This is a genomic window from Methylobacterium komagatae, from assembly GCF_042661665.1.
Classification (GTDB): Bacteria; Pseudomonadota; Alphaproteobacteria; order Rhizobiales; family Beijerinckiaceae; genus Methylobacterium; species Methylobacterium komagatae.
In genome coordinates, this window is sequence record NZ_JBHSWN010000001.1 from 728,479 (window position 1) to 752,846 (window position 24,368).

Genomic DNA, 24,368 nt, shown 5'->3' on the forward strand with positions numbered 1-24,368 from the left:
ATCATGTCCCTCAAGATCCGTCTCACCCGCGGTGGCGCCAAGAAGCGCCCCTACTACCGCATCGTCGTCGCCGACGCCCGCTCGCCGCGCGATGGCCGCTTCATCGATAAGGTCGGCGCCTACGATCCGATGAAGGCCAAGGACGATCCGGCCCGCGTCGTGCTCGACAATGAGAAGATCCAGAGCTGGCTCGCCAAGGGCGCGCAGCCGACCGATCGCGTCCTGCGCTTCCTCGACCAGGCCGGTCTCGCCAAGCGTCCGACCCGCAACAACCCGCAGAAGGCCGAGCCGGGCGAGAAGTCCAAGGAGCGTGCCGCCAAGCGCGCCGAGAAGGCCGCTGCCCCGGCCGAAGACGCCGCCGCCTAAGGCACGCGCTGGTGACGCGCCGCCCCGCTGGTCCCCATTCCCGCGACGGCGCTCGCCGCGCCCGACCTCCGGCCCTCGCGCCGGAGGTCGCCACCTCGGCCAAGCCCCCCGCGCCGAAGCCGCCGCCTACTGCCGTGGATCCAGATCTCGTCCTCATGGGCGAGTTCGGTCGGGCCCACGGCCTCAACGGCGAGGTTCGGCTCAAGTCGTATACGGCCGACCCCAAAGCCATCGCGGGCTACGGCCCGCTGATGACCGCCGACGGGCGGGCGCTGACCCTCGCCGAGGTCCGCCCCGCCCCCGGCTCCTCGACCGACATGCTGATTGCCCGCGTCCAGGGCGTCTCGGGCCGCAACGCCGCCGAGGCGTTGAATCGCCTTGCGGTCTACGTCCCCCGCGCGCGCCTCGGCACGCCGGAGGAGACGGACGAGTTCTTCACCACCGATTTGATCGGCGCCGAGGCGGTCGATGCCGCCGGGGTCCTCGTCGCGACGGTGGTCGCGGTGCCGAATTACGGCGGCGGCGATCTGCTGGAACTTCGCCCGGCGGCGGGCGGCGCCACGGCCCTCCTGCCCTTCACCAAGGCCTTCGTGCCCGATCTCGATCTCACGGGCCGACGCATCACCGTCGCGCTGCCGGACGATTTCTTCGAGGCGCCGGGGCCGAAACCCGCCGACGATCCGGGCTGAGGCACCCGAGCGGGACGATTGAAATTCGGAGGCTGGGGATTTATCCTCAGGCCGGAACCGGGGAAAGCGCTACCTCGCCCCGGTTCCTTTGCTCAATCGCTACGTGAGCTTCAGTGCCAGCGTGATGGTCACAGACCACGCGCTGGCATTTTTACTCACGGTGACGGTGAGGATCGGTATTCCGAGCACACGAATCACCTCCTCTCCGATCGATCTCCTCACCCTCGCGGGGGCGACGGCCGATCAATTCCGCCGCAAGCCCCGTAGCGAGGGCCTTCGGGCCGGAGAGGCGCCTTGAGCTTGGCCGTTATGGCGAGCCACTTCTGGACGCTCAAGCAACGCTACGTTGATTCTTCATGCGCCCTGATCGGGGCGACTTCGCGCGATTGTCCTCACCGCGCGCTCGCCGCGTCCTTACACGGACGGATCGTGTCCGGCTTCGGCCGGGCCTCCGGCGCGGGTGCCTCGAACACGGCGAGATACGTCCCGTCGGGCATGGTGTGGAAGCCGGTCTCCCGGTAGCCGACCGCCGCCAACTCGCATCTCAGGAGAGCGGGTGGCGTTCCGTGGCGTGAGGGGATGTCGTTCGCATCGAGGATGCCGACGCGCCCCCCGGGGCGCATCGCGGGAGCGAGGTTATAGAGCAGGCCGAAGGGCTGCGTGATCTCGTGGTACATGTGGACCAGCACCACCGCATCGACGGAAGCGGGCGGAAGGCGTGGGTCGTGAGGCTCGCCCCTCACCACCGTGACGTTGCCGAGCCCCTTCACCCGCCGCTCCAAGCTGGCGAGGTAGGCGGGCGTCACGTCCTCCGCGAGCACCTTGCCCGAAGGCCCGACCCGCGGGCTCAATCTCACGACATAGTAGCCGCTGCCCGCCCCGATATCGGCCACTGTCTCGCCGGGGCCGATCTTCATGGCCTTGGCGACTGCCTCGAACTCTCCGATCCTGTCCCGCTCGGCCTCGGCCGTCCATTGAGGCGCGACGATTTCGGCGACGGGCCGATCCGGCTTCGGAAACGCCTCGGCGGGCGCGCCAGGAGATGACAGGGGTCCGGCGGCCTGGGCCGGTGCCAGGAAAGCAAAGGAGAGGAGGAGCGAGAGGCGCAGCATGCTCCATAACCGCCGAAGGCTTTCGTCGGTGCCGGGTGCGTTGACCGTGCCGCACCGGACGCGCGATCTAGCGCCATGACACGCGCGGACATGCCCTGGCGGGCCACCATCCTCACCCTCTACCCGGACATGTTTCCCGGCCCCCTCGGCGTGTCGCTCTCCGGCGACGCCCTCGGACGGGGCGAATGGAGCCTTGAGGCACGCAATATCCGCGAGCACGGGCTCGGGCGGCACCGGAGCGTGGATGACACCCCTTCCGGCGGCGGGGCGGGCATGGTCCTGCGCTGCGATGTGTTGGCTGCCGCCATCGACGCCGCTGCCCCGCCCGAGGATCCGAGGCCCCGCCTGTTGATGTCGCCCCGCGGTCGCCCCCTGCAGCAGGAGCGGGTGCGTGAACTGGCCTCCGGGCCGGGGGTGCTCGTGGTCTGCGGCCGGTTCGAGGGCGTGGACGAGCGGGTGATCGCGGGCCGCGATCTCGAAGAGGTGTCGATCGGCGATTACGTGCTCTCGGGCGGGGAGATCGCTGCGATCACTTTGCTCGATGCCTGCGTGCGGCTTCTACCCGGCGTGATGGGCAAGGCCGAATCCGGCGTCGAGGAAAGCTTCGAGGGCGGGCTCCTCGAATACCCGCACTACACACGCCCGAGGGAGTGGGAGGGCCGCGCCATTCCCGACATCCTGAGCGGCGGCAACCACGGCGCTATCGCGAAATGGCGGCGGGATGAAGCCCGGCGCATCACAGCCGAGCGCCGCCCCGATCTCCTGAAGCGTGCACCGTCCTGACGGCGATCAGGCGACCTTGAGATCGAGCACCGGCCCGTCGGCATCGACCGACAGCGGATCGAATTCCAGCGATTGGGGGCTCGGCCGCTCCATCAGGTCGGGCTTCCGGCTGCGCGGAAGCAAGGCGATCACGAGACCGAACACGATAGTACAGGCCGCGACGATCGCGGCATCTTCGAAGGACATCGGCGCACCTGAAACACAACGCGGTACGCTGGCGAGACTAAGCCGACGATCTTAATCGCTCGTTCTTGTGACCGGCACGCCACCGTCCCGGTGCGGATCGGGCTTGCACGCGGCCAAGTTTGGGCGCAGACGCGTGGGCGGGACACTCCTCCCCAACGAGGAGCGCCCATCTGCAAGGATGGATCATATGAGTGCTCGACCCAACACGCGCCCGCGCGTGCCTTATTTCTCGTCCGGACCCTGCGCCAAGCGCCCCGGCTGGACTCCGCAGGCCCTGGCCGATGCCGCCCTCGGCCGCTCGCACCGTTCCCCCTCGGCAAGGCCAAGCTCGTTCAGGCGATCGACCTGACCCGCGAGGTGTTGCAGGTGCCCGCCGATTATCGGATCGGGATCGTCCCGGCCTCCGATACCGGCGCCGTCGAGATGGCGATGTGGACCATGCTGGGCTGCCGCCCCGTGGCCGTCGCCGCGTGGGAAGCCTTCGGCAAGGAGTGGGTCACCGACGCGCTCAAGCAGCTCAAGATCGATCCGGTGATCCACCAGACGCCCTACGGCGTGCTGCCGGACCTTTCGGCGATCGACACCAAGACCAGCGACGTCGTCTTCACCTGGAACGGCACCGCCGCCGGCGTGAAGGTGCCGGACGGCGAATGGATCCCCGCCGACCGCGAGGGGCTGACGATCTGCGACGCCACCTCGGCCGCGTTCGCGCAACCCCTGCCGTGGGATAAGCTCGATGTCGTCACCTTCTCCTGGCAGAAGGTGATGGGTGGCGAGGCCGCGCATGGGATGCTCATCCTCTCGCCCCGCGCCGTCGCGCGGCTCGAGAGCCATATTCCGTCCTGGCCGCTGCCGAAGGTGTTCCGACTGACCAAGGGCGGCAAGCTGATCGAAGGCATCTTCAAGGGCGACACGATCAACACGCCCTCCATGCTCGCGGTCGAGGATTACATCGACACGCTCAACTGGGCGAAGCGGATCGGCGGGCTCGAGGCCCTGCATGGGCGCGCCGATGCCAACGCAGCGGCGATCTATTCATGGGTCGAGCGCACCCCGTGGGTGGCGCCGCTTGCCGTCGATCCGGCGACGCGCTCCAACACGGGCGTCTGCCTCGTGATCGCCGATCCGGACGTGCTGGCCAAGGGTGACGACGCTGTGGCGTCGCTCGCCAAGGGCATTGCCTCGCGGCTTGAGAAGGAGGGCGTCGCCCTCGACATCGCGGCCTACCGCGATGCCCCCGCCGGGCTGCGGATCTGGTGCGGCGCCACTGTGAAGACCGCCGATGTCGAGGCGCTTCTCCCGTGGCTCGACTGGGCCTTCGCCCAGGAGAAGGCCGCGCTGACCGCAGCGGCCTGAAGCCTCGCGCCCCTCCCTTATCGAGGGTGCTGTGAACGCTAAAAACCTCGCCCGGTCATTACGACCGAAGCGAAGCAATCCAGGGGTCCGCGAGGATCTCCGAAGGTCCCGCAGCCCTGGATTGCTTCGCTGGCGCTCGCAATGACGGCGAGGGTGTCAGGCACGCCGCGAGAAGCGGCGGCGCCCTGCGAACGCACGCCCAATCCCCTTCCAGCGCCGGAGGCCCCATGCCCGCGCAGACCCTGCCCCCCAAACGAGTCCTCGTATCCGACGCCCTCTCCGAGGCGGCGATCCGCATCTTCAGGGACCGCGGCATCGAAATCGATTTTCGTCCCGAACTCGGCAAGGACCGTGATGCGCTGATCCGTGAGATCGGCGCGTATGACGGCCTCGCCATCCGCTCTGCCACCAAGGTGACGCCCAAGGTCCTGGAGGCCGCGACCCGGCTGAAAGTGATCGGCCGGGCGGGGATCGGCGTCGACAATGTCGATGTCCCCGCCGCGACGGCGAAGGGCGTGATCGTGATGAACACGCCCCACGGCAACGCCATCACCACCGCCGAGCATGCCATCGCGATGATGTTCGCCCTGGCTCGCCAGATCCCGCAGGCCGATGCCTCGACGCAGGGCGGGAAGTGGGAAAAGAACCGCTTCCTCGGCATCGAGCTGACCGCCAAGACCCTCGGCGTGGTCGGCTGCGGAAATATCGGCGACATCGTCGCGGAACGCGGCATCGGCCTGAAGATGAAGGTGATCGCCTACGATCCGTTCCTCTCGGCGGAGCGCGCCGTGGCGCTCGGCGTCGAGAAGGTCGAGCTCGACGAGTTGCTGGCCAGGGCCGACGTCATCACCCTGCACGTGCCGCTCACGGACAAGACGCGCAATATCCTCTCGGCCGAGGCGCTCGCCCGGACGAAGCCTGGAGTTCGCATCGTGAATTGCGCACGCGGCGGGCTCTTGGACGAGGTCGCGCTTCGCGCGGCGCTCGATTCCGGCCACGTGGCAGGGGCGGCGCTCGATGTGTTCGCCGTCGAGCCCGCGCAGGACAATCCCCTCTTCGGGCATCCCAACGTGATCTGCACGCCTCATCTCGGCGCCTCGACGGCCGAGGCCCAGGAGAATGTGGCATTGCAGGTGGCCGAGCAGATCTCGGCCTATCTCGTGGACGGGGCCATCGCCAATGCGGTGAACTTTCCGGCGATCAGCGCCGACGAGGCGCCACGTTTGCGCCCCTTCGTAGAGCTTGCCGAAAAGCTCGGATCGTTCCTCGGCCAACTCACCGAGGCGCCAGTCACCGGCATCCGCGTCATCTACGAGGGCGCGGTAGCCGAGATGAACACCCGTGCCCTCACAGCGGCGGCGGTGACCGGGGTGCTGCGGGCCTTCCGCTCCGACGTGAACATGATCTCGGCTCCCGCGCTGGCGCACGAGCACGGCATCGTCGTCGATGAAGTTCGCCGGGGCGGCGCGCACAGCAACTTCGAATCGGTGGTGCGGATCACGGTCGATGCGCAGGACATGCCGCGCGACGCGGCGGGCACCGTGTTCCAGGACGGCAAGCCGCGGGTGATCGAAATCCGTGGCATCGCCATGGATGCCGCCTTCGCGCCGCACATGCTGTTCGTACGCAACCACGACAAGCCGGGCTTCATCGGCCGGTTCGGGAGCCTGCTCGGCGAGGCGGGGGTGAACGTCGCGACGTTCAACCTCGGCCGTGAGCGCGAGGGCGGCGACGCCATCGCCTTCGTGGCGGTGGATGGCCGGGTACCGGACGAAGTCCTGGCCCAGATCACCGCCATCCCGCAGGTGAAGCGCGTGCGGGCGGTGCGCTTCTGAACGGATTGGAATCGCAAACGAGAAAGGCCCCGGCTCGCGAGAGCCGGGGCCTTCTTCGTCAAAGCGTGCCGCTCAGTAGTTGTAGGCGCGCTCGCCGTGATCGGCGATGTCGAGGCCCTCGCGCTCCTCTTCCTGCGTGACGCGCAGGCCGATCGTCAGGTCGACGAGCTTGTAGAGGATGGCCGAGCCGATGCCCGACCAGAGCAGGGTCAGGCCGACGGCCTCGGCCTGCACGATGACCTGGCTCATCATGTCGTAGGCACCGACGACCAGCTCACCCGGCTTGGTGGTGTAGTCGGGGATGCCGACGCCGCCGAGCTTGGGATCGACGAGGATGCCGGTCGCGAGGGCGCCGAGGATGCCGCCGACGCAGTGGACGCCGAAGACGTCCAGCGAGTCGTCGTAACCGAGGGCATTCTTCACGGTCGAGCACATGATGAAGCAGACCACGCCCGCGACGAGGCCGAGGACGATCGAGCCCATCGGACCGGCGAAGCCGGAGGCCGGGGTGACGGCCACGAGGCCGGCAATGGCACCCGAGACCATGCCGAGCAGCGACGGCTTGCCCTTGAGCGCCCACTCGGCGAACAGCCAGGCCACCGCCGCGCCGCAGGTGGCGACGAAGGTGTTGAGCATGGCGAGCGCGGCGGTGCCGTTGGACTCGAGGTTCGAGCCGGCATTGAAGCCGAACCAGCCGACCCACAGGAGCGAGGCGCCGATCATGGTCATGGTCAGCGAGTGCGGAGCGAGCAGGTCACGGCCGTAGCCGATGCGCTTGCCGAGCATCAGGCAACCGACGAAGCCCGCGATACCGGCGTTGATGTGCACCACGGTGCCGCCGGCGAAGTCGAGGGCGCCCTTCTGGAAGAGGAAGCCGGCATCCTTGTTGACGGCGTCGAGGGCAGCCTGCGCGCTGGCCTTCGAGGCGTCGTCCGTGGCCGCGGCCAGAGCCTTGGCAGCGCCCGCGACCACATCCGGACCGCCCCAGTACCAAACCATGTGGGCCATCGGGAAGTAGATCAGAGTGACCCAGAGGATCACGAACACGACCAGCGCCGAGAACTTCATGCGCTCCGCGAAGGAGCCCACGATGAGCGCGGGGGTGATCATGGCGAACGTCATCTGGAAGCAGATGTAGACGTATTCGGGGATCACGACGCCGTTCGAGAAGGTGGCGACGGTCGAGTTCGGATCGACACCCTTCAGGAAGACCTTCGAGAAGCCGCCGACGAAGTCGTTGATGCCGCCGCCATTGGTGAAGGCAAGGCTATAGCCGAAGAACACCCAGAGCAGGCCGGCGATCGCGACGATCGCGAAGACCTGGGTGAGAACCGAGAGCATGTTCTTGGTGCGGACGAGACCGCCGTAGAACAGGGCGAGGCCGGGCACGCTCATCATCAGCACGAGGGCCGAAGAGATCAGCATCCAGGCGGTGTCGCCCTTGTTCGGAATGGGCGCCGCGGGCGTGGCCGCAGCGGCGGCCTCGGGGGCTGGCGTCTGCGCGAGCGAGGGCTCGACCAAGAGGAGGGCAAGCGCCGCTCCTCCCAAGCCGAGCGAGAGGGCAGTACGGAGTTTCATGGGCACGAGGCTCCCGGTCGCTAAAGCGGTGTGGAAGGTCGGAGAGGGAATGGGGTGGATCGAACGGGCGCAGCCGGGCGGACCGGCGCTGCCCCTTCGCTCAGAGGGCGTCGGCGTCGGTCTCGCCGGTCCGGATGCGCACCGCCTTCTCGAGGGGCATCACGAAGATCTTGCCGTCACCGATCTGGCCGGTGCGGGCGGCACCCGCGATGGCATCGACGACGCTGGAGGTCAGGTCGCTGGCGACCGCCACCTCGATCTTGAGCTTCGGCAAGAAGCTGACGGCGTATTCGGCGCCGCGATAGATCTCGGTATGGCCCTTCTGACGGCCGTAACCCTTCACTTCGGTCACCGTCAGGCCGTGCACGCCGATGCCGGTGAGGGCGTCGCGCACCTCTTCCAGCTTGAACGGCTTGATGATGGCCATCACGATCTTCATGGGTGGCACCCCCTGTTGAATACTTGGGATCCGACGCCGAACCAGCGCAGCGAGGGATCCGGGTGGCCCACACGGCCAGGATGGCCTGCGGTTGCCCACCCCTATTCAAGGACTGTGCCAGCCAAGCTCGGCCGTAACGATGGCCCACGAACCGAAGCTGCCCGAAAATTAGACGGTCGATTGCCTACACGTTGGACAACGGGCAAAAACGAATGCCCACGGAACCGGCATATTGCGCACAAACAGCGTAGGGCGACGCGAAAGGCGCCGCCCACGTCCTAACTCATCCTTTAATCCAGACGCGGCCGGATCAAACCTTCCTGAGCGACCGAAGCAACGAGCCGCCCCTCGCGATCGAAGATCTGGCCGCGGGCGAAGCCCCTGGCCCCGGCGGCGGCCGGACTATCCTGCGCATAGAGATGCCACTCGTCCGCGCGGACCGGCCCGTGGAACCACAGGGCGTGGTCGAGGCTCGCCGCCTGGACCTGCGGGTCGAACACGGAGCGTCCGTGCGGGATCAGCGCCACATCCAGCAGCGTCATGTCGGACGCATAGGCCAGAACCGCCCGGTGAAGGGCAGGATCGTCGGGCAGCGTCGCCGCAGCGCGCAGCCAAACGTTGAAGACAGGTCCACGCGGCTCACCACCGCGATAGCGCCGCAGATCGACCGGGCGCAGGTCGATGGGCCGTGGCCGCGCGAAATAGGCCGCGATAGCCTCGGGCAGGGCGAGCCCGGCCATCGCGGCGATCTCCCGCCCGCCTGGCAATCCTTCCGGACCCGGGACGTCGGGCCGTTCCGGCCGGTGGGTGAAGCCGTCTTCGACGATCTGGAATGAGACCGTGGTGGCGAAGATCGCCCGGCCGTTCTGGATCGCCTTCACCCGGCGTGTGGTGAAGCTCTGACCGTCGCGCAGGCGCTCCACCTCGTAGACGATGGGGATGCGCGGATCGCCCGGCAGCAGGAAATAGGCGTGCAGGGAATGAACCGGGCGATCGGCGGATACCGTGCGCTGGGCGGCGACCAGGGCCTGCGCGACAACCTGCCCACCGAACACGCGGCGCCAGCCGGTCTTGGGATTGTGGCCCCGGAACAGGTCGTTTTCCAGCCGTTCCAGATCGAGGATGGCGATGAGTTCGGCGACCGCCTCGGTCATCGCGTCGGTGTCGGCATCGGACATTCGGGGGGATCCGCAGGCCTGGGGTTTCCGTTCCAGGTTCGGATGCGACATAGGCTTGTGCATCCGCGCGGTCCATCGGCCGCCTTGGGGAAACGGAGACTTGCGATGACGGCCAGCGCGCTCGCATCGGCCCGGAACGGCGCCCGCCCGGGCAGCCGCACGGTGCTGATCGCCGGAGGCGGCCTCGCCGGGTTGACCCTCGCGCTCGCCCTGAAGCACGCCAACGGCGCGGCGCTCCAGGTTGCCGTGCTCGATCCCGGCGGGGCCGCGCCGGAACGCCATCGCGGCCGGGCCTACGCCGTCGCGGCAGGCGGGCGCCGCATGCTCACGAGGCTCGGGGTATGGGAGGCCATCACGGATGCGGTGGAGCCGATCACCCGCATGGTGATCAGCGACAGCCGCCTCGCGGATCCGGTACGGCCATCGTTCCTGAGCTTCGGTGACACTCCGCTCGAAGTGGACGAGCCCTTCGCCCACATGGTCGAGGCCGAGCCTTTCGGCGCGGCGTTGCGGGAGGCCTGCCTCGGCGCGGGCGTGTCGCTCGTCGAGGCGGCAGTGATCCGCGCAACCTGCGAGGGCGGGGCGATGCGGACCGAACTGTCGACGGGGGAGACGATCACGGCGGATCTCCTCGTCGCCTGCGATGGCGCCCGTTCGCGCCTGCGCGAGGCCGCGCGGATCGGCTGGGTCGGCTGGTCCTATCCGCAGGTCGGCATCGTCGCGACCATCGGCCATGCGAAACCGCATGACGGCCGGGCCTTCGAGCATTTCCTGCCATCCGGCCCTTTCGCGATCCTGCCCCTGCGGGATGGCGGCACCCTCGGCCACCGCTCCTCCATCGTCTGGACGGAGCGGAAGACGGATGCGGAGGCGCTGCTTTCCGGCGATGCCGACGAGGTTCTGGGCGAGATCGCCCGGCGCTTCACCCTGGATCTCGGGGAGATCGCCCTTGAACACGGGCCGCACAGCTACCCGCTGTCGCTCGGCCTCGCGCGGGCCTTCCAGGCGGAACGCCTCGCGCTGCTGGGCGATGCCGCCCACGTCATTCACCCCATCGCCGGCCAGGGCCTGAACCTCGGCCTCGCCGACGCGGCGGCCCTGGCAGAGGGGGTGAGCGATGCGATGCGCCTAGGCCTCGATCCCGGAAGCCCGGACGTGCTCAAGGCCTATGAGCGCGCCCGCCGGTTCGACACGCTGGCCATGGCCGCCGCCACAGATGGGCTGAACCGGCTCTTCTCGAACGATGCCTTGCCCCTGCGGCTCGCTCGCGATTTCGGCCTAGGCCTCGTGGACAAGCTGCCGGGCTTGAAGGGCTTCTTCATCCGCGAGGCGGCGCAGCAACGCCAGAGCGTGCCGCGCCTGATGCGGTGAGGACGGACCTCAGGCCTTGTTCTTGGCCCGCTCGATACCCTCGGCGATGAGGCGGTGCGCCTCTTCCTTGTCGCCCCAGCGGACGAACTTCACCCACTTGCCGGGCTCCAGATCCTTGTAGTGCTCGAAGAAGTGCTGGATCTGGTGGATCGTGATCTCGGGCAGGTCGGTGTAGTTCTCGACGCGGTCGTAGCGCTTGGTCAGGCGGCGCGACGGCACAGCGATGATCTTCTCATCCTCGCCGCCCTCGTCCTGCATCACCATCACGCCCACGGGGCGTACGCTCATCACGGCGCCGGGGATGATGGCGCGGGTGTTGGCAACCAGCACGTCGCACGGGTCGCCGTCGCCGGAGAGGGTGTGAGGGATGAAGCCGTAATTCCCCGGATAGAACATCGGGGTGTAGAGGAAGCGGTCGACGACCAGCGCGCCGGATTCCTTGTCCATCTCGTACTTGATTGGCTCGCCACCGAGCGGCACCTCGATGATGACGTTGACGTCATCCGGCGGGTTTTTGCCGATCGAGATCGCGTCGATATTCATGGGGTCGCTCCCTGAGGCGGATATGGCCGCGCTGAGCGTCTCATAGACATGCGGGCGTCGGCTGGAAATTGCCCTTTAGCAACGAAACGGGGAAAGCGTTCGCTCAAACGAACACGTAGCCGACCTTCGCCAGGGTGATTCCGCCGACTCGATCCGGCACGAGCGGCCCACGTTTTCCGCCCATGCTTTCATAGAAGGCGCCTGCCCGGCTATTGTCCTCCAGCGTCCAGACGCCGAGCCGCCCGAGACCGTGATCGGCGAGATCGTTATGCACCGCACGGAACAGGCGGCGCCCGAGGCCCAGCCCCTGATATTCCGGCATCAGGTAGAGTTCGTCGATCTCCCCGTCGGTGCCGAGGGTGCGGCTGCGGGCGCGCCCGTAAGCGGCATAGCCGACCACGGAATCGCCGGTCTCCACTACGGCGAGGGGCCGCCCCCGGTTCAGGGCCGCCTTCCACCACGTCCGCCCCCGGCCGGAGATCAGCCGCTCCAGTGCGACGCCGGGGATGATCCCACGATAGGCCTCGCGCCAAGCCGCATCGAACACCCGTGACAAGCCGCCGAGGTCGGCTTCCCTGGCCCGGCGGATGCTCGTCGTGCGCGTGGTCATCGGCTCGGCCTCCCGTCTCTGTCGGCAAACAACCCCCGGATCCGGCGCAGGTTCGATGCGGATCCGGGCAGAGTGAAGGCAAGATCGGCGCCGTTTCGGCGCATCGCATTTGCCGGGCCTCCGCCCTGCTGGTACAGGCGGCCGATCGCCTTCCGGACACATCGTGCTCAAACGTTTCCTCAAGCCCGAGACGCGCTCCGCCCGCCGTTTGGCCCGCATCGCCCGCTTCGAGCAGCCGATCGGCGGCGCAGGCAGTCGGCTCATGGCCTGGGCCAACATGCTGCTCGTCGACCACGGCGTCTTCCGCCTCGCCTATCTTAACCGCCACCGGGTCGGCAGGGGCAAGATCTGGCGCTCGGCCCAGCCCGGCCCGCACCAGCTCGCGCGGTTCCGTGCCGAGGGTGTGCGCACGGTCATCTCCCTGCGCGGGGGGCGAGAGCACGGCTCCTGGCCGCTCCAGCGGGAGGCCTGCGAGCGCCACGGGCTCACGCTGGTGGAGTTCGTGCTGCGTTCGCGCGATGCACCAGACAAGGCGACGATCCTCGCCGCCAAGGCCTTCTTCGAGGGCATCGAGTACCCGGCGGTGATGCACTGCAAGTCGGGCGCCGACCGGGCGGCCTCGCGGCGGCCCTCTACCTGATCCTACACGAGGGACGCCCCGTCGCCGAGGCTGCGCGCCAGCTCTCGGCCCGCTACGGCCATTTCCGCTTCGCCAAGACCGGCATCCTCGACGCCTTCTTCGACCGCTACCTCGCCGAGGGAGAGCCCCAGGGCCTCGACTTCCTGACCTGGGTCGAGACCGCTTACGACCCGGACGCCCTCAAGCGCGATTTCCGGACTGGCTTCTGGTCAGACATGGTCGTGGACAGGGTGATCCGGCGGGAATAGGGGAGGCCCCGCTCTCGGCCCTACTCCGCCGCAGGCCGGGCCATCTCGCGGAATGGGTGGGCCGGGTAGGTGCCGATGATCCGCAATTCGCGCGAGAAATAGCCGAGTTCGTCGAGCGCCCGGCGCAAGCCCGGCTCCTCGGGATGGCCGTCGACCTCGGCGTAGAATTGCGTGGCGGTGAATTCGCCCTCGATCATGTAGCTTTCGAGCTTCGTCATGTTGACGCCGTTCGTCGCGAAGCCGCCGAGCGCCTTGTAGAGGGCCGCCGGAATGTTGCGGACGCGGAAGACGAAACTCGTCACGAAGGTCCCCTCACCCGGAAGGGGCTCCGGCTCGGGCGAGAACACCACGAAGCGCGTGGTGTTGTGGGCGGCGTCTTCGACGTCGCGCATCAGGATCTCGAGGCCGTAGACCTCCGCCGCCAGCGCCGGAGCGAGGGCGGCGCGGCTCGGATCACCCGCCTCGGCGATCTCTCGCGCGGCCCCTGCCGTGTCGCCGCTCACCACCGAGCGCAAACCGAGGCGGCGGATGATCCGGCGGCATTGGCCCAGAGCATGGACATGGCTGTGGACGCTCTTCAGCGCCTCCACCGGCGTGCCGGGCAGAACCATGAGCTGGAAGTGGATCGGCAGGAAGTGCTCGGCCACGATGTGAAGGGTCGAGGTCGGGATCAGGTGGTGGATGTCCGCCACGCGCCCGGCCAGGGAATTCTCGATCGGAATCATCGCCCTCTGGGCGCGCCCCTCCGTCACCGCCGCGAAGGCATCCTCGAAAGTCGGGCACGGGAGGGAGGACCAGTCCGGATAGGCCTGGGAGCAGATGATATGCGAGTTGGCGCCGGGCTCGCCCTGGTAGGAAATCGTGCGGGGGGACATCGTCTCTATCGGGTTCAGTTGAGGCGGCGGCGCTGCATCACGGCACGCGCCCTTTCGAGATCTTCGGGGGTGTCGACCCCGAGGGGCAGGTCGTCCACGATCACCGCGTCGATGCGCATGCCCGCTTCCAGGGCGCGCAGCTGTTCCAGCTTCTCGCGGGTCTCCAACTCGCCCGGCGGCAAGGCGACGAATCGGACCAACGCCTTCCGGCGGTAGGCGTAGAGGCCGATGTGATGCCAGAGCGGCCCAGGGCCGTAGGGCGCGCGGGCGCGGGTGAAATAGAGCGCGCGCAGGCGGCCGGGCGCCACCTCGTGACCCACCAGCTTCACGACGTTGGGGTTGTCCGCTTCGTCGGGATGGGTGATCGGCGCGCAGAGCGTCACGATATCGACCGTCTTGTCCGAGAGCGGCACCACGGCGGCGCCGATGATCGCCGGATCGATGGTCGGCAGGTCGCCCTGAACGTTCACGACCACGTCGTGCCGCCCCTCCGGGTCGATGCTCTCCAGCGCCTCGGCGAGGCGGTCGGACCCCGACGGATGGTCCGGCCGCGTCAGCACGGCGAGACCGCCCGCCGCCTCGACCACCTGCACGATCTCCGGCGTGTCCGTCGCCACCACGACGGGGCCGATTCCGGCCTCCACCGCGCGGCGCCAGACATGAATGATCATCGGCTCGCCCGCGATGTCGGCCAGGGGCTTGTTCGGCAGGCGGGTGGCGGCGAGTCGCGCCGGGATGAGGACCAGGGGATCGGACATGGCTCGAAGGGTCCGTGGAGGGCTCGGGTGCATATCAGGCCATGTCCCGATTGTCGTCCCCAGGGACGAGTGCCGGGCCTCTGCATAGGCAGGACGGTGACAATACCGGCAGAATCCTGCAGGCACCGCCCCCCGCGACCCCGCGACCCCGCGCATCGCCATTGTCAAGATCGGTGCGAAGCGGCTAAGGCACCCTCGAAGCCTTCCAGAGTGCAGCCTTGCGACCGGGTCAGCCCGCGCAGGTGCGGCCGGGAACGTAGAGAGGCCCATGAACTCGTTCGAGGTGAACAAGATCGCCGGTGCCGTGCTCGGCGCCTTGCTGTTCGCGGCCGGCTCGGGATTCGTGGCCGAGCTCATCTACCACCCGAAACCCGCCGGGAAGGCGGGCTACGACCTGCCCGAGGCGGCGGCCGAGGCGCCTGCTGCGGCCGCGTCCGATGCGAAGGTCGAGCCCATCGCCGTGCGGCTCGCCAGCGCCAGCGCCGAGAAGGGCCAGGGCGGCACGAAGGCGTGCCAAGCCTGCCACAGCTTCGAGAAGGGCGGCCCGAACAAGGTCGGCCCGGACCTGTGGGACGTGGTCGAGCGCAAGAAGGCCGCTCATGAGGGCTTCGATTACTCGGCTGCCCTCAAGGAGAAGGGCGGCAGTTGGACCTATGCCGATCTCGACGAGTTCCTGACGAACCCCAAGGCCTATGCCAAGGGGACGAAGATGAGCTACGCGGGCATCGCCTCGCCGACGGACCGCGCGAACGTCATCGCCTATCTGCGCAGCCTGTCCGACAGCCCGAAGCCGCTGCCCGCCGCCGAGAAGGCTGCGGACAAGCCCGCGGCTCAGCCCGCCGCCGCCAAGGAAGGCGACAAGCCTGCCGCTGCCCCGGCGGTCGAGAAGCCGAGCGCTGACAAGCCCGCCCTGAACAAGGGCTCCGAGGGCAAGGATTCGCCGGCCAAGCCCGCCGACACGAGCACCGCCAAGCCTGCGATCGAGAAGCCCCCGGGTAGCCCGCGCCCCGAGGGCAACGGTAGCGACCGCAATGCTCCGGCCCCGCCCGCGAACGCGCATGACAGCGACCAGACGGGTCAGCCGTCGAGCCTGATCCCGGCCGAGCAGAACGCCCCCTCCGCCCCCGCCACGAAGGAGCCGCCGGCCAAGGCGAACCCGGAAGCGGTGGAGAAGGCGAAGGAACTCGACGTCGGCACGCCCAAGCAGTAGGCGCCGCGCGGGAACGGAAGGCCGGGCTGATCGCCCGGCCTTTTGCGTTTGAGGCGCAGGACGGCGGCGCGGCGCGTTTCTCGCTCTGACCGGCGTCCATTGCCGCGGAAAATGCTCTAGCGGTTGGTGCAGCAGAAGCGCAGAGGATGCCCCTTTGCCGGACGACGTGACCCGACCCATGACGCCGCGACAGGCGCCGCTCGCCCTTCTCGTCGCGGTGACGATGACGGGCACGGTGGCGCTACACATCTTCGTGCCTGCCCTGGCCGCCGCCGCCCTGGACCTTCACACCGACGCGGCGGGCATCCAGTCTACGATCACGGTCTACCTGATCGGCCTCGCGGGCGGGCAGTTGCTCTATGGGCCCCTGTCCGACCGCTACGGCCGCAGACCGGTCCTGATCGGTGGGCTCGCGCTGTATCTCGCGGGGCTGCTGCTCGCGATTCCCGCGCCCAATCTCGGGGTATTGCTGCTGGCGCGGGCGATGCAATCGCTCGGCGCCTGTTCCTGCCTTGTGATCGGCCGGGCGATGGTGCGCGACGTGTCCACCCGGGAGGACGCGGCGCGCAAGCTCGCGATCCTCGTCACGGCCATGACGCTTACGCCCGCCCTCGCCCCGGCCATCGGCGGCGTGGTGAGCCACGCCTTCGGCTGGCGGGCGGTGTTCATCCTGCTGGCCCTGGTCGTCGCCATCCTGGGGACCTTGGTCATCGTGATCCTGCCGGAGACCAACCGGCAGAAGGTCGCCCTGCCGGGGGCGGTGGCGGTGCTCGCGGCCTATCTGCGTCTTGTGCGCCTGCCCGCCTTCCGGGCCTATCTCATCGCCGGGGGATGCGGCGGCACGAGTCTCTATGCCTTCCTGGCGGTGGCGCCGTTCCTGCTCGTCAACCGGCTCGGACGCTCACCGCAGGAAGTGGGGTTCGATTGCCTGCTGGTGGTGTTCGGCATGGTAGCGGGCGCGGTGCTGGCGAGCCGCATCGCGAGCCGGGTCTCGATCCTGCGCGCGGCCCGTAGCGGCAACATCGTCTGCATCGCCTCGGCGCTGGCGCTCCTCGCGATCGACAGGGCCGGCCTGCTTCAGGTCGAGACGCTGATCCTGCCCCTTTTCCTCTACGCGGTCGGCGTCGGCATCCTCAGCCCCAACGCCGTGGCGGGGCTGATGAACGTCGATCCGCACGCGGCGGGCTCGGCCTCGAGCCTCTATGGCTTCACGCAGATGAGCTTCGGTGCCCTGTTCACCGCCGCCGCGACGGCATGGCCGGCCACCTCGGCGGCGCCGGTCGCCCTCACGCTGCTGGCGGCCGGGCTGATCGCCGCGTTGTCCCTGCGGCGGGGCTGAACCCTCAGCGGCCTGCGGGCAGGATCACGCCGGACAGCGTGGCGGCGAAGCCTTCGCGCAACTCGACCCAGAGCAGCCGGGCGGGATCGACCGGGCCGGGCATGGCGAGTTGGCCCGGCGGCACGGGCGTGAAACCGAACCGCGTGTAATAGGGCGCGTCGCCCACGAGGATCACGAGGCCCTCGCCCGCCTCTCGCGCGGCATCGATGGCGGCATGAGTCAGGGCCGAGCCGATCCCGCGCCCCTCGAAGCTCGGATCGACCGCGAGCGGCCCCAGCATCAGGAAGCCCGCCTCCCCCGCCCGCACCGGGCTCATCCGCACCGAGCCGACGAGGAAGCTGCCCACGGAGGCAGTGACGCCGAGATCGAGCCGGTACGGGTTGCCCTCGCGGAGGCGATAGGCGGTGCGCGCGAAGCGGCCGGGCCCGAAGGCGCGGGACTCCAGGCGGGCGATGGCGGGGGCGTCCTCCGTCCGCTCGGGGCGGACGACGAGGGAGAGTGAGGTCACGGCGTGGCGGCTCCGCGGAAACGTGAGCCGCGTAACAGTGCGGAGGCGCGGCGGCAAACCGGAACCGGCTCGGCGCGCGCCGCCGCTGACGTCAGGCAGCCTGACGCGCCTCGTCCTCGATCAATTCGTCGGCGGGGCCGAAGAACTCGTACTTCACCCGCGAGGCCGGGACGCCGAGGCGCAGAAGTCCGTTGAGGAGATCGCGCAGGAACGCCTTCGGGCCGCAGAGATAGTAGGTCGCCCGCGCCTGAGGCGTGTTGGCGACCAGCCATTCGGCGGTGATCAGGCCGTGATGGTCGTAATCGCTTCCCTGCCGGTCCGATTTTCCGGGGGCAGCGTAGAAGGTGGCGAGTTCGACGCCGCCATGGTGCGCGGCGAGCGTCCGGGCTCGCTCGCCCAGGGCGTGGACCCGCCCGTTCAGGGCTCCGTGCACGTACCAGACCGGCCGGTCGCGTCCCTCGGCGGCCAGGGTCTCCAGTATGCTCATCATCGGCGTGAGCCCGACACCGCCGCTCACCAGCACGACGGGATCGGACACGTCCGAATCGAGGAAGAAGTCGCCCGCCGGGGGCGCGAGCCTGAGCCGGTCGCCCGGCTTCACCTGCTCGTGCAGCCACGTGGACGCGATGCCTTCGCGCTTGACGGTGATGCGATAGGCACAACCATTCGGGGCGCTGGAGATGGAGTAGTTGCGCTTCAGGCCGCCGTGGCCCGGTATGTCGAACAGGAAGCCGAGATACTGGCCGGGCCTGTGCCGCAGCACCGGGCCGCCATCGGCGGGAACGAGCACGAAGGAGCGGATCGTCTCGCTTTCCGGTGTCACGCTCTCCACCACGAAGTCGCGCCAGCCGTTCCAGCCGCCCGTGCCGCTGGCAAGGTCGCGATAGATCGCTGCCTCGCGGCCGATCAGCACCTCGGCGAGGAACCAGTAGGCTTCGCCCCAGGCAGCGCAGATCTCAGCGGTGGCCGCATCGCCCAGCACGTCGCCGATGGCCCCAAGTAGCGCGCCCGCCACATGCGGATAATGCTCCGGCAGGATGTTCAGCGCGACGTGCTTCTGCGCGATCCGCTCCACCGCGCCCGCCAGGACGGAAAGGTTGTCGATGTTGCGGGCATAGGCCAGCACCGCCTGCGCCAAGGCCTTCGGCTGCGAGCCGGTCTCGCCGTGATGCGACTGGTTGAAGAGATCCCGCATCTCCGGGTTCTCGAACAAGCGCTCGTACATGCGCCGGGTGATGGCGAGACCGTGGGCTTCCAGGGCGGGAACGGTCGCCTTGATCAGGGCGATCGTCGCGGGGCTGAGAGGGGTCGGCATGGCAGGCTCTTAAGATGCATCTGACATGAACCTTATGCGCGCAGCTGCTCAAACATGCAAATAAAATACATGTTTCCCGCTACCGAGAGGCGCGGCTTCGCGCTTCGTGGTAAGCGGAAGGTGAGGAATTCAAAATGCGCCTGACCCGCTACACAGATTACAGCCTGCGCTCGCTGATCTATGTCGGCTTGCAAGAGCCCGCGCAGAGCTCGATCGGCGAGATCGCCCGCGCTTACGGGATTTCGGAGAATCACCTGACCAAGGTGGTTCACCAGCTCGGGCGATTGGGGCTGATCCGCACGATTCGCGGCCGCGGCGGCGGACTGCGCCTCGCCCTTCCACCGGAGCAGATCGTGATCGGGCGGGTGGTGCGGCAAACCGAGGACGACCTCGCCCTCGTGGAGTGCTTCGCCTCCGGCGCCTGCGTCATCACCGCGCCGTGTCGGCTGAAGCAGGCGCTCGGCGAGGCGCTGTCCGCCTTCCTCGCCGTGCTCGACGGCTACACCCTGGCGGATCTGCTGAACGATCCCGAGGCAGGCGACATCGCCCGCATCCTGGGCGTTGCCAAGCCCGACCCTGCCAAGGCCGACCCTGCCAAGGCCGACCCTGCCAAGCCAGGCTCTGCGCTGGCGGAAACCTGAGTCAGGTCGCCCGGGCGGAGAAGTCGATCCGCGGATCGATCCAGACGTAGATCAGGTCGGAGAGCAGGTTCACCGCAAGTCCGATCAGCGAGAAGATGTACAGGGTCGCGAAGACCACCGGATAATCCCGGCCGACGATGGCGCGGAAGGACAGTTCCCCGAGCCCATCGAGCGAGAAGATCGTCTCGATCAGCAGCGAGCCGGTGAAGAAGGCCGAGATGAAGGCGCCGGGAAAGCCCGCGATGACGATGAGCATCGCGTTGCGGAAGACGTGCCCGTAGAGCACCCCGCGCTCGGACAGACCCTTCATCCGGGCGGTGAGCACATATTGCTTGCGGATCTCGTCGAGGAACGAGTTCTTGGTCAGCAGGGTCGAGGTCGCGAAAGCGCCGATCACCAGGGCGGTGAGCGGCAGGGCCATGTGCCACGCGTAATCGGTGATTTTGTGCCAGGGGGTGAAGGTCTCCCACCCCTCGCTGGTCAGTCCGCGCAGCGGGAACCATTGGTAGAAGGATCCACCCGCGAACAGGATGATCAGCATCAGCCCGAACATGAAGCCCGGCACGGCGTAGCCGACGATCACCACCGCCGAGGTCCAGCGATCGAACCGCTCGCCGTCCTTCACGGCCTTGCGGATGCCGAGCGGGATCGAGATCGCGTAGGACAGGAGCGTCATCCACAGACCGAGGGAGATCGAGACCGGCAGCCGCTCGCGGATCAATTGGATGACGCTGACGTCGCGAAAATAGCTGCGTCCGAAATCGAACCGGATGTAGTTCCACATCATCAGCGCGAACCGCTCTGGCGCCGGCTTGTCGAAGCCGAATTGCTTTTCGAGCTTGGCGATGAATTCGGGGCTAAGCCCCTGCGCGCCGCGATAATTGGAATTGCTGGCGCCGCCATTCCCGCCGCGCGACCCACCGCCGAGATCGCCGCTGCCGCCGGTGACGCGGGACAGCGACCCCTCGCTCTGTCCCTGAAGCTTGGACAGAACCTGCTCCACGGGGCCGCCGGGGGCGAATTGCACGATGGCGAAGGTGATCAGCATGATCCCGAGCAGGGTCGGGATCATCAGGCCGATCCGGCGAAGGATGTAGCTCAGCATCGGGTCACTCCCGCCCGATCCGCCGGGCCTTGTCGGGGTCGAACCACCACGTCGCGGGGGCGCCGAGATCGTATTTCGGCGGGTTGGACGGACGTCCGAACACGTCCCACAGGGCGAGGCGGTGCTGCGCCGAGTACCACATCGGCACCCAGTGCCGCCCGGCGCGCAGCACCCGGTCGAGCGCCCGGCAGGCCACGGTGAGAGCCTCGCGGGACTGCGCCCCGGCGATGGCGGTGAGCAACGCGTCGACCGCTGGGTCCGCGATCCCGGACAGGTTGTTCGAACCCGTCGTCGCGGCGGCGCGGGAGCCGTAGAGGTCGCGCAGTTCCGCCCCCGGCGAGACGCCGCCCGAATAGCGGCGGGGGGTGAGGTCGAAATCGAAATCCTTCAGCCGCGACTGATATTGCGACGGATCCACCATGCGGCTCGACGCCTTGATGCCGACGAGGCCGAGGTTGCGGATGAAGGGCTGCGTCACCGGCTGGAAGACCGGGTCGTCATCGAGGATCTCGAGGGTCAACGGCTGGCCGCCCGGTAGGCGCATCTCGCTGCCGTTGCGGGTGCACCCCGCCTCGCGCAGCAGCGCATCGGCGCGCTTGAGCAGCGCCCTGTCCTGCCCCGATCCATCCGAGACCGGCGGCTGCCAGGGCTCGCCGAACACCTCGGCCGGGAGCCTATCACGGAACGGCGCCAGCAGGGCCGGCTCCTCCGGCCCCGGAGGGCCGCTGGCCTTCGAGCTCGGAATTCTCGAAATACGAGGCCGTGCGCTTGTAGGCGCCGAACATCAGGTTCTTGTTGGCCCATTCGAAATCGAAGCACAGGCCGATCGCCTCGCGGATGCGCGGGTCCTTGAAGGGGGGCCGACGCTCGTTGATCCACCAGCCCTGCGTGCCCGAGGGCCGGGCATCCGGTACGGTCTCACGGACCACGCGCCCCTCGACGGCGGCGGGGAAGTCGTACCCCGTCGCCCAGACGCGGGCGGTGAACTCTTCGCGGAAGGTGAAGGCGCCGCTCTTGAACGCCTCGAAGGCCACGGTGCGATCGCGGAAATACTCGTAGCGCAGGCTCTCGAAATTGTGCCGCCCGACATTCACCGGCAACTCGGCGCCCCAGTAATCGGGCACGCGTTCCAGGCCGATGGACCGGCCGGGATCGACGGAGGCGACACGGTAGGGGCCCGAGCCGAGGGGCGCGTCGAGGGTCGAGGCCTCGAAATCGCGCTTGGCGTAATAGTCGGCCGAGAAGACCGGCAATTGCGCGACGATCAGGGGCAGGTCGCGGGCGCGGCCCGGCGCGAAGGTGACGACGACGTGCCCCTCGCCCTCGGCGCGGGCATCGGTCATGTCGCGGATCGTCTCCGCGATTTCGGGGTGGCCCTTGTCGCGCAGGATCTTCAGGCTGAACGCCACGTCCCGTGCGGTAAGCTTCGAGCCATCGTGGAAGCGCGCCTGCGGCCGGAGCTCGAACCCGTAGGTCAGGCCGTCCTCGCTGACGGTCACGGAGCGGGCGAGGAGACCGTAGATCGCGTCCGGCTCATCCAGGGCGCGGGTCATCAGGCTGTCGAAGGTCAGGTTGACCCCCGCTGCGCCTGATCCGCGCAGGACGTAGATGTTGAGGGTGTCGAAGGTGCCGAGCGACTGGTTGCCCGTCGTGGCCGCCAACTGGCCGGAGAACCGCCCACCCTTGGAGGCCATGGGGTTCACGTAGCCGAAATGGGCGAAGTCCTTCGGGTATTTGAGGTCCCCGAAGCTCGACAGCCCATGCCTCTCGTCCGGCGCGGCGGCGCGGACCGGGCGCGGCAGGGCTGCGGCGGCGAGACCGCCGAGGACGAGGCCGCGCCGCGTCGCCCTCACCGGGGCGCCCCCGTCTTCGCCGCCAGTGCCTCGTCGTACCACCACGTCGTCGGGAAGCCGGAATTGGCGTAGAGCGGCAATATCGCCGGGTGGTTGAACCGGTTCCAGCGCAGCGTCCGCTGCCGGTCGGACGCCCATTGCGGCACCACGAAATCATGCGCGAGCAGCACCCGGTCGAGGGCGCGGGTGGCGGCGATGACGCCCTCGCGGTCGGGGGCGAAGATCACCTTCTCGATCAGCGCGTCGATGCCGGGATCCTTGATGCCGATGAGGTTGCGCGTGCCCGGCGTGTCGGCCGCCCTCGACCCCCAGTATTCGCGCTGCTCGTTGCCGGGCGAGAGCGACTCGCCCCACCCCGTGGTGGTGATGTCGAAGTCGAAATTGCGGATGCGATTCTGGTACTGCGCCTGATCGATGACGCGCAGGGTCGCGCCGATGCCGATCAGCTTCAGCTGGGCCGAGAACGGCAGGATCACCCGCTCGAACGTGTTCTGGAATTCCAGGAACTCGACGGTCAGCGGCGTGCCCGACTTGTCGACCATCTGGCCGCCCTTCAACTCGTAGCCCGCCTCGCGCAGCAGGCGTACCGCCTCGCGGAGGTTGGCGCGCACCGCCTCAGGGCTGTCGTTGACCGGGTTCTTGTAGGGCGTGGTGAAGATCGAGGCCGGAACCTTGTCCTTCACGCTCTCAAGGACCTCCCGCTCCTTCCCCTCGGGCAGGCCGGAGGAGGCGAGTTCGGAGCCGAAGAAATACGAGTCGATGCGCTTGTACAGGCCGTAGAACAGCGCCTTGTTCATCTCCTCGTAGTTCATGGCGAGGTTGAACGCCCGGCGCACCCGCGGGTCCTTGAACTTGTCCTTGCGGGTGTTGAACACGAACGCCTGCATGATGCCCGTGCCCTTGTCGGGGAAGGCTTCCTTGATCAAGCGCCCGTCCTTCACGGCCGGGAAGTCGTCGTAGGCCGTCGCCCAGTTCCGGGCGATGTTCTCGACGCGGAAATCATAGAGGTCGCCCTTCAGCGCCTCGACCAGCACGGTGCCGTCGCGAAAATACTCGTAGCGGATGGTGCCGAAATTGTTGCGGCCCGCATTCACCGGCAGATCCTTGCCCCAGTAATCCGCGACGCGGGTATAGGTGGCGGTGCGGCCGGGCTCGAACTTCTCCAGCTTGTAGGGGCCGGAACCCAGCGGGATCTCCAAGCTCGTCTCGGTGACGCTGCGCTGGCGGCCGTCCGCGTTCTTGCCCTCCCACCAATGCTTGGGCAGCACCCGTAACTGGCCGATCACCTGCGGCAACTCGCGGTTGCCCTTCTCCGAGAAGGTGAAGGTCACCTCGCGCGGGCCCGTCGCCTCGGCCTTCGAGACCGTGTGGTAATAGGCGGCGTAGAACGGCGAATTCGCTTTCAGCACGTCGAAGGACCACGTGACGTCGTCGGGCGTGATCGGCTTGCCGTCATGCCATTTGGCGCCCTCGCGCAGACGGTAGGTGACCGAGCCAAGATCGGGGGCGATACGGATCGCCTCGGCGAGCAGGCCGTAGGAGCTGAACGGCTCGTCGGAGGATTCGGTCGTCAGCGTATCGTAGATCTGCTGGATGCCGCCTTCGAGATCCCCCTTCAGGCCGGAGACGACGATGTTGAAATTGTCGAAGCCGCCCTGCGAGCCGAGGCGCACCAGGCCGCCCTTGGGGGCCTTGGGGTCGGCATAGTCGAAATGCGTGAAGTCGGGGCCGTATTTCGGCTTGCCCATCAGCGTGATGGCGTGGGTCCATTCGCCGTTCGCATCGGGCGGGGCGGGCTGCGCATGGGCCGGGCCGACCATGCAGGCCGCC

General features: G+C 68.2%; 21 protein-coding genes and 3 pseudogenes. 10 read left to right on the plus strand and 14 right to left on the minus strand.

What is annotated here, in order from left to right:
* Nucleotides 1–3 precede the first annotated feature (3 nt).
* Nucleotides 4–366 carry a 30S ribosomal protein S16 gene (rpsP, locus tag ACFQE0_RS03650; protein ID WP_378967153.1) on the plus strand — a complete coding sequence of 121 codons (363 nt, stop codon included), beginning with the start codon at nucleotides 4–6 and terminating at the stop codon, nucleotides 364–366.
* Between the two features lie 11 nt (nucleotides 367–377).
* Complete coding sequence (rimM, locus tag ACFQE0_RS03655) at nucleotides 378–1,055, plus strand: ribosome maturation factor RimM (RefSeq protein WP_378967155.1); 678 nt, start codon at nucleotides 378–380, stop codon at nucleotides 1,053–1,055.
* A 392-nt stretch (nucleotides 1,056–1,447) separates the two neighbouring features.
* Here rimM and ACFQE0_RS03660 read toward each other — a convergent pair whose 3' ends face one another.
* Nucleotides 1,448–2,167 (minus strand): class I SAM-dependent methyltransferase, encoded by a 720-nt coding sequence (locus ACFQE0_RS03660; RefSeq protein WP_378967158.1) that lies wholly within the window; start codon nucleotides 2,165–2,167, stop codon nucleotides 1,448–1,450.
* 75 nt (nucleotides 2,168–2,242) lie between these two features.
* On the opposite strand from ACFQE0_RS03660, the gene trmD reads away from it, so the two are divergent.
* A complete protein-coding gene (trmD, locus tag ACFQE0_RS03665; RefSeq protein WP_378967160.1) occupies nucleotides 2,243–2,950 on the plus strand; it encodes a tRNA (guanosine(37)-N1)-methyltransferase TrmD in 708 nt (235 codons plus the stop codon).
* Nucleotides 2,951–2,956: 6 nt separating this feature from the next.
* Here the strand turns inward: trmD and ACFQE0_RS03670 are convergent, their stop codons facing one another.
* On the minus strand, nucleotides 2,957–3,136 hold the full coding sequence (locus ACFQE0_RS03670; protein WP_378967162.1) for a hypothetical protein: 180 nt from the start codon (nucleotides 3,134–3,136) through the stop codon (nucleotides 2,957–2,959).
* A 187-nt stretch (nucleotides 3,137–3,323) separates the two neighbouring features.
* On the opposite strand from ACFQE0_RS03670, the pseudogene ACFQE0_RS03675 reads away from it, so the two are divergent.
* Both ACFQE0_RS03675 and serA read left to right on the plus strand, forming a co-directional pair.
* A pseudogene (locus tag ACFQE0_RS03675) lies at nucleotides 3,324–4,492 on the plus strand (phosphoserine transaminase).
* A gap of 227 nt (nucleotides 4,493–4,719) precedes the next feature.
* Nucleotides 4,720–6,327 (plus strand): phosphoglycerate dehydrogenase, encoded by a 1,608-nt coding sequence (gene serA, locus ACFQE0_RS03680; protein WP_378967165.1) that lies wholly within the window; start codon nucleotides 4,720–4,722, stop codon nucleotides 6,325–6,327.
* A gap of 72 nt (nucleotides 6,328–6,399) precedes the next feature.
* Here serA and ACFQE0_RS03685 read toward each other — a convergent pair whose 3' ends face one another.
* The 3 genes from ACFQE0_RS03685 to tesB all read right to left on the minus strand — a co-directional run bounded on the left by ACFQE0_RS03685 (nucleotide 6,400) and on the right by tesB (nucleotide 9,498).
* A complete protein-coding gene (locus ACFQE0_RS03685; protein ID WP_378967167.1) occupies nucleotides 6,400–7,905 on the minus strand; it encodes an ammonium transporter in 1,506 nt (501 codons plus the stop codon).
* A 100-nt stretch (nucleotides 7,906–8,005) separates the two neighbouring features.
* On the minus strand, nucleotides 8,006–8,344 hold the full coding sequence (locus ACFQE0_RS03690; RefSeq protein ID WP_238248428.1) for a P-II family nitrogen regulator: 339 nt from the start codon (nucleotides 8,342–8,344) through the stop codon (nucleotides 8,006–8,008).
* Nucleotides 8,345–8,634: 290 nt separating this feature from the next.
* Entirely contained in the window at nucleotides 8,635–9,498 is an 864-nt protein-coding gene (tesB, locus tag ACFQE0_RS03695; RefSeq protein WP_378975247.1) for an acyl-CoA thioesterase II, read from the minus strand.
* A gap of 129 nt (nucleotides 9,499–9,627) precedes the next feature.
* Between tesB and ACFQE0_RS03700 the strand changes: the two genes are divergently transcribed.
* Nucleotides 9,628–10,893 carry an FAD-dependent monooxygenase gene (locus ACFQE0_RS03700; protein WP_378967170.1) on the plus strand — a complete coding sequence of 422 codons (1,266 nt, stop codon included), beginning with the start codon at nucleotides 9,628–9,630 and terminating at the stop codon, nucleotides 10,891–10,893.
* A 9-nt stretch (nucleotides 10,894–10,902) separates the two neighbouring features.
* Here ACFQE0_RS03700 and ppa read toward each other — a convergent pair whose 3' ends face one another.
* On the minus strand, nucleotides 10,903–11,436 hold the full coding sequence (gene ppa / locus ACFQE0_RS03705) for an inorganic diphosphatase (protein WP_378967172.1): 534 nt from the start codon (nucleotides 11,434–11,436) through the stop codon (nucleotides 10,903–10,905).
* A gap of 103 nt (nucleotides 11,437–11,539) precedes the next feature.
* On the minus strand, nucleotides 11,540–12,046 hold the full coding sequence (locus ACFQE0_RS03710; protein ID WP_378967175.1) for a GNAT family N-acetyltransferase: 507 nt from the start codon (nucleotides 12,044–12,046) through the stop codon (nucleotides 11,540–11,542).
* Between the two features lie 163 nt (nucleotides 12,047–12,209).
* Here ACFQE0_RS03710 and ACFQE0_RS03715 point away from each other — a divergent pair.
* Nucleotides 12,210–12,934 (plus strand): annotated as a pseudogene (locus ACFQE0_RS03715) (tyrosine-protein phosphatase).
* A 20-nt stretch (nucleotides 12,935–12,954) separates the two neighbouring features.
* Here ACFQE0_RS03715 and ACFQE0_RS03720 read toward each other — a convergent pair.
* Both ACFQE0_RS03720 and ACFQE0_RS03725 read right to left on the minus strand, forming a co-directional pair.
* Entirely contained in the window at nucleotides 12,955–13,809 is an 855-nt protein-coding gene (locus ACFQE0_RS03720; protein ID WP_378967177.1) for a prephenate dehydratase, read from the minus strand.
* Between the two features lie 14 nt (nucleotides 13,810–13,823).
* Nucleotides 13,824–14,567 (minus strand): 3-deoxy-manno-octulosonate cytidylyltransferase, encoded by a 744-nt coding sequence (locus ACFQE0_RS03725; RefSeq protein WP_378967179.1) that lies wholly within the window; start codon nucleotides 14,565–14,567, stop codon nucleotides 13,824–13,826.
* A 268-nt stretch (nucleotides 14,568–14,835) separates the two neighbouring features.
* On the opposite strand from ACFQE0_RS03725, the gene ACFQE0_RS03730 reads away from it, so the two are divergent.
* Together ACFQE0_RS03730 and ACFQE0_RS03735 are read left to right on the plus strand one after the other, a co-directional pair.
* Nucleotides 14,836–15,777 carry a c-type cytochrome gene (locus ACFQE0_RS03730; RefSeq protein WP_378967182.1) on the plus strand — a complete coding sequence of 314 codons (942 nt, stop codon included), beginning with the start codon at nucleotides 14,836–14,838 and terminating at the stop codon, nucleotides 15,775–15,777.
* Nucleotides 15,778–15,955: 178 nt separating this feature from the next.
* A complete protein-coding gene (locus ACFQE0_RS03735) occupies nucleotides 15,956–17,116 on the plus strand; it encodes a multidrug effflux MFS transporter (protein ID WP_378967184.1) in 1,161 nt (386 codons plus the stop codon).
* A gap of 4 nt (nucleotides 17,117–17,120) precedes the next feature.
* Here ACFQE0_RS03735 and ACFQE0_RS03740 read toward each other — a convergent pair whose 3' ends face one another.
* Complete coding sequence (locus ACFQE0_RS03740) at nucleotides 17,121–17,624, minus strand: GNAT family N-acetyltransferase (RefSeq protein WP_378967186.1); 504 nt, start codon at nucleotides 17,622–17,624, stop codon at nucleotides 17,121–17,123.
* Nucleotides 17,625–17,715: 91 nt separating this feature from the next.
* Nucleotides 17,716–18,939 carry an NO-inducible flavohemoprotein gene (gene hmpA / locus ACFQE0_RS03745; RefSeq protein WP_378967189.1) on the minus strand — a complete coding sequence of 408 codons (1,224 nt, stop codon included), beginning with the start codon at nucleotides 18,937–18,939 and terminating at the stop codon, nucleotides 17,716–17,718.
* A gap of 134 nt (nucleotides 18,940–19,073) precedes the next feature.
* Between hmpA and ACFQE0_RS03750 the strand changes: the two genes are divergently transcribed.
* Nucleotides 19,074–19,580, plus strand: coding sequence for an Rrf2 family transcriptional regulator (locus ACFQE0_RS03750; RefSeq protein WP_378967191.1), 507 nt, complete (start codon nucleotides 19,074–19,076; stop codon nucleotides 19,578–19,580).
* Between the two features lies 1 nt (nucleotide 19,581).
* On the opposite strand, the gene ACFQE0_RS03755 is transcribed toward ACFQE0_RS03750, so the two are convergent.
* From ACFQE0_RS03755 to ACFQE0_RS03765, 3 genes and pseudogenes are all read right to left on the minus strand, one after another.
* Complete coding sequence (locus tag ACFQE0_RS03755; RefSeq protein ID WP_378967194.1) at nucleotides 19,582–20,685, minus strand: microcin C ABC transporter permease YejB; 1,104 nt, start codon at nucleotides 20,683–20,685, stop codon at nucleotides 19,582–19,584.
* A 4-nt stretch (nucleotides 20,686–20,689) separates the two neighbouring features.
* Nucleotides 20,690–22,538: pseudogene (locus tag ACFQE0_RS03760) on the minus strand (extracellular solute-binding protein).
* Nucleotides 22,535–24,358, minus strand: a complete 1,824-nt coding sequence (locus ACFQE0_RS03765) for an extracellular solute-binding protein (protein ID WP_378975249.1) — start codon at nucleotides 24,356–24,358, stop codon at nucleotides 22,535–22,537. Before ACFQE0_RS03765 ends, ACFQE0_RS03760 begins: the two are co-directional and overlap by 4 nt.
* Between the last annotated feature and the right edge of the window lie 10 nt (nucleotides 24,359–24,368).

Excerpts from the sequence above, each read along its gene's own strand:
- ACFQE0_RS03750 (WP_378967191.1), top strand. The coding sequence starts at position 19,074 with ATGCGCCTGACCCGCTACACAGATTACAGCCTGCGCTCGCTGATCTAT.
- tesB (WP_378975247.1), bottom strand. The coding sequence starts at position 9,498 with ATGACCGAGGCGGTCGCCGAACTCATCGCCATCCTCGATCTGGAACGG.
- ACFQE0_RS03730 (WP_378967182.1), top strand. The coding sequence starts at position 14,836 with ATGAACTCGTTCGAGGTGAACAAGATCGCCGGTGCCGTGCTCGGCGCC.
- ACFQE0_RS03690 (WP_238248428.1), bottom strand. The coding sequence starts at position 8,344 with ATGAAGATCGTGATGGCCATCATCAAGCCGTTCAAGCTGGAAGAGGTG.
- ACFQE0_RS03755 (WP_378967194.1), bottom strand. The coding sequence starts at position 20,685 with ATGCTGAGCTACATCCTTCGCCGGATCGGCCTGATGATCCCGACCCTG.
- hmpA (WP_378967189.1), bottom strand. The coding sequence starts at position 18,939 with ATGCCGACCCCTCTCAGCCCCGCGACGATCGCCCTGATCAAGGCGACC.
- serA (WP_378967165.1), top strand. The coding sequence starts at position 4,720 with ATGCCCGCGCAGACCCTGCCCCCCAAACGAGTCCTCGTATCCGACGCC.
- ACFQE0_RS03685 (WP_378967167.1), bottom strand. The coding sequence starts at position 7,905 with ATGAAACTCCGTACTGCCCTCTCGCTCGGCTTGGGAGGAGCGGCGCTT.
- ACFQE0_RS03765 (WP_378975249.1), bottom strand. The coding sequence starts at position 24,358 with ATGGTCGGCCCGGCCCATGCGCAGCCCGCCCCGCCCGATGCGAACGGC.
- ACFQE0_RS03710 (WP_378967175.1), bottom strand. The coding sequence starts at position 12,046 with ATGACCACGCGCACGACGAGCATCCGCCGGGCCAGGGAAGCCGACCTC.
- ACFQE0_RS03735 (WP_378967184.1), top strand. The coding sequence starts at position 15,956 with ATGACGCCGCGACAGGCGCCGCTCGCCCTTCTCGTCGCGGTGACGATG.
- ACFQE0_RS03670 (WP_378967162.1), bottom strand. The coding sequence starts at position 3,136 with ATGTCCTTCGAAGATGCCGCGATCGTCGCGGCCTGTACTATCGTGTTC.
- trmD (WP_378967160.1), top strand. The coding sequence starts at position 2,243 with ATGACACGCGCGGACATGCCCTGGCGGGCCACCATCCTCACCCTCTAC.
- ACFQE0_RS03720 (WP_378967177.1), bottom strand. The coding sequence starts at position 13,809 with ATGTCCCCCCGCACGATTTCCTACCAGGGCGAGCCCGGCGCCAACTCG.
- ppa (WP_378967172.1), bottom strand. The coding sequence starts at position 11,436 with ATGAATATCGACGCGATCTCGATCGGCAAAAACCCGCCGGATGACGTC.
- rpsP (WP_378967153.1), top strand. The coding sequence starts at position 4 with ATGTCCCTCAAGATCCGTCTCACCCGCGGTGGCGCCAAGAAGCGCCCC.
- ACFQE0_RS03700 (WP_378967170.1), top strand. The coding sequence starts at position 9,628 with ATGACGGCCAGCGCGCTCGCATCGGCCCGGAACGGCGCCCGCCCGGGC.
- ACFQE0_RS03725 (WP_378967179.1), bottom strand. The coding sequence starts at position 14,567 with ATGTCCGATCCCCTGGTCCTCATCCCGGCGCGACTCGCCGCCACCCGC.
- ACFQE0_RS03660 (WP_378967158.1), bottom strand. The coding sequence starts at position 2,167 with ATGCTGCGCCTCTCGCTCCTCCTCTCCTTTGCTTTCCTGGCACCGGCC.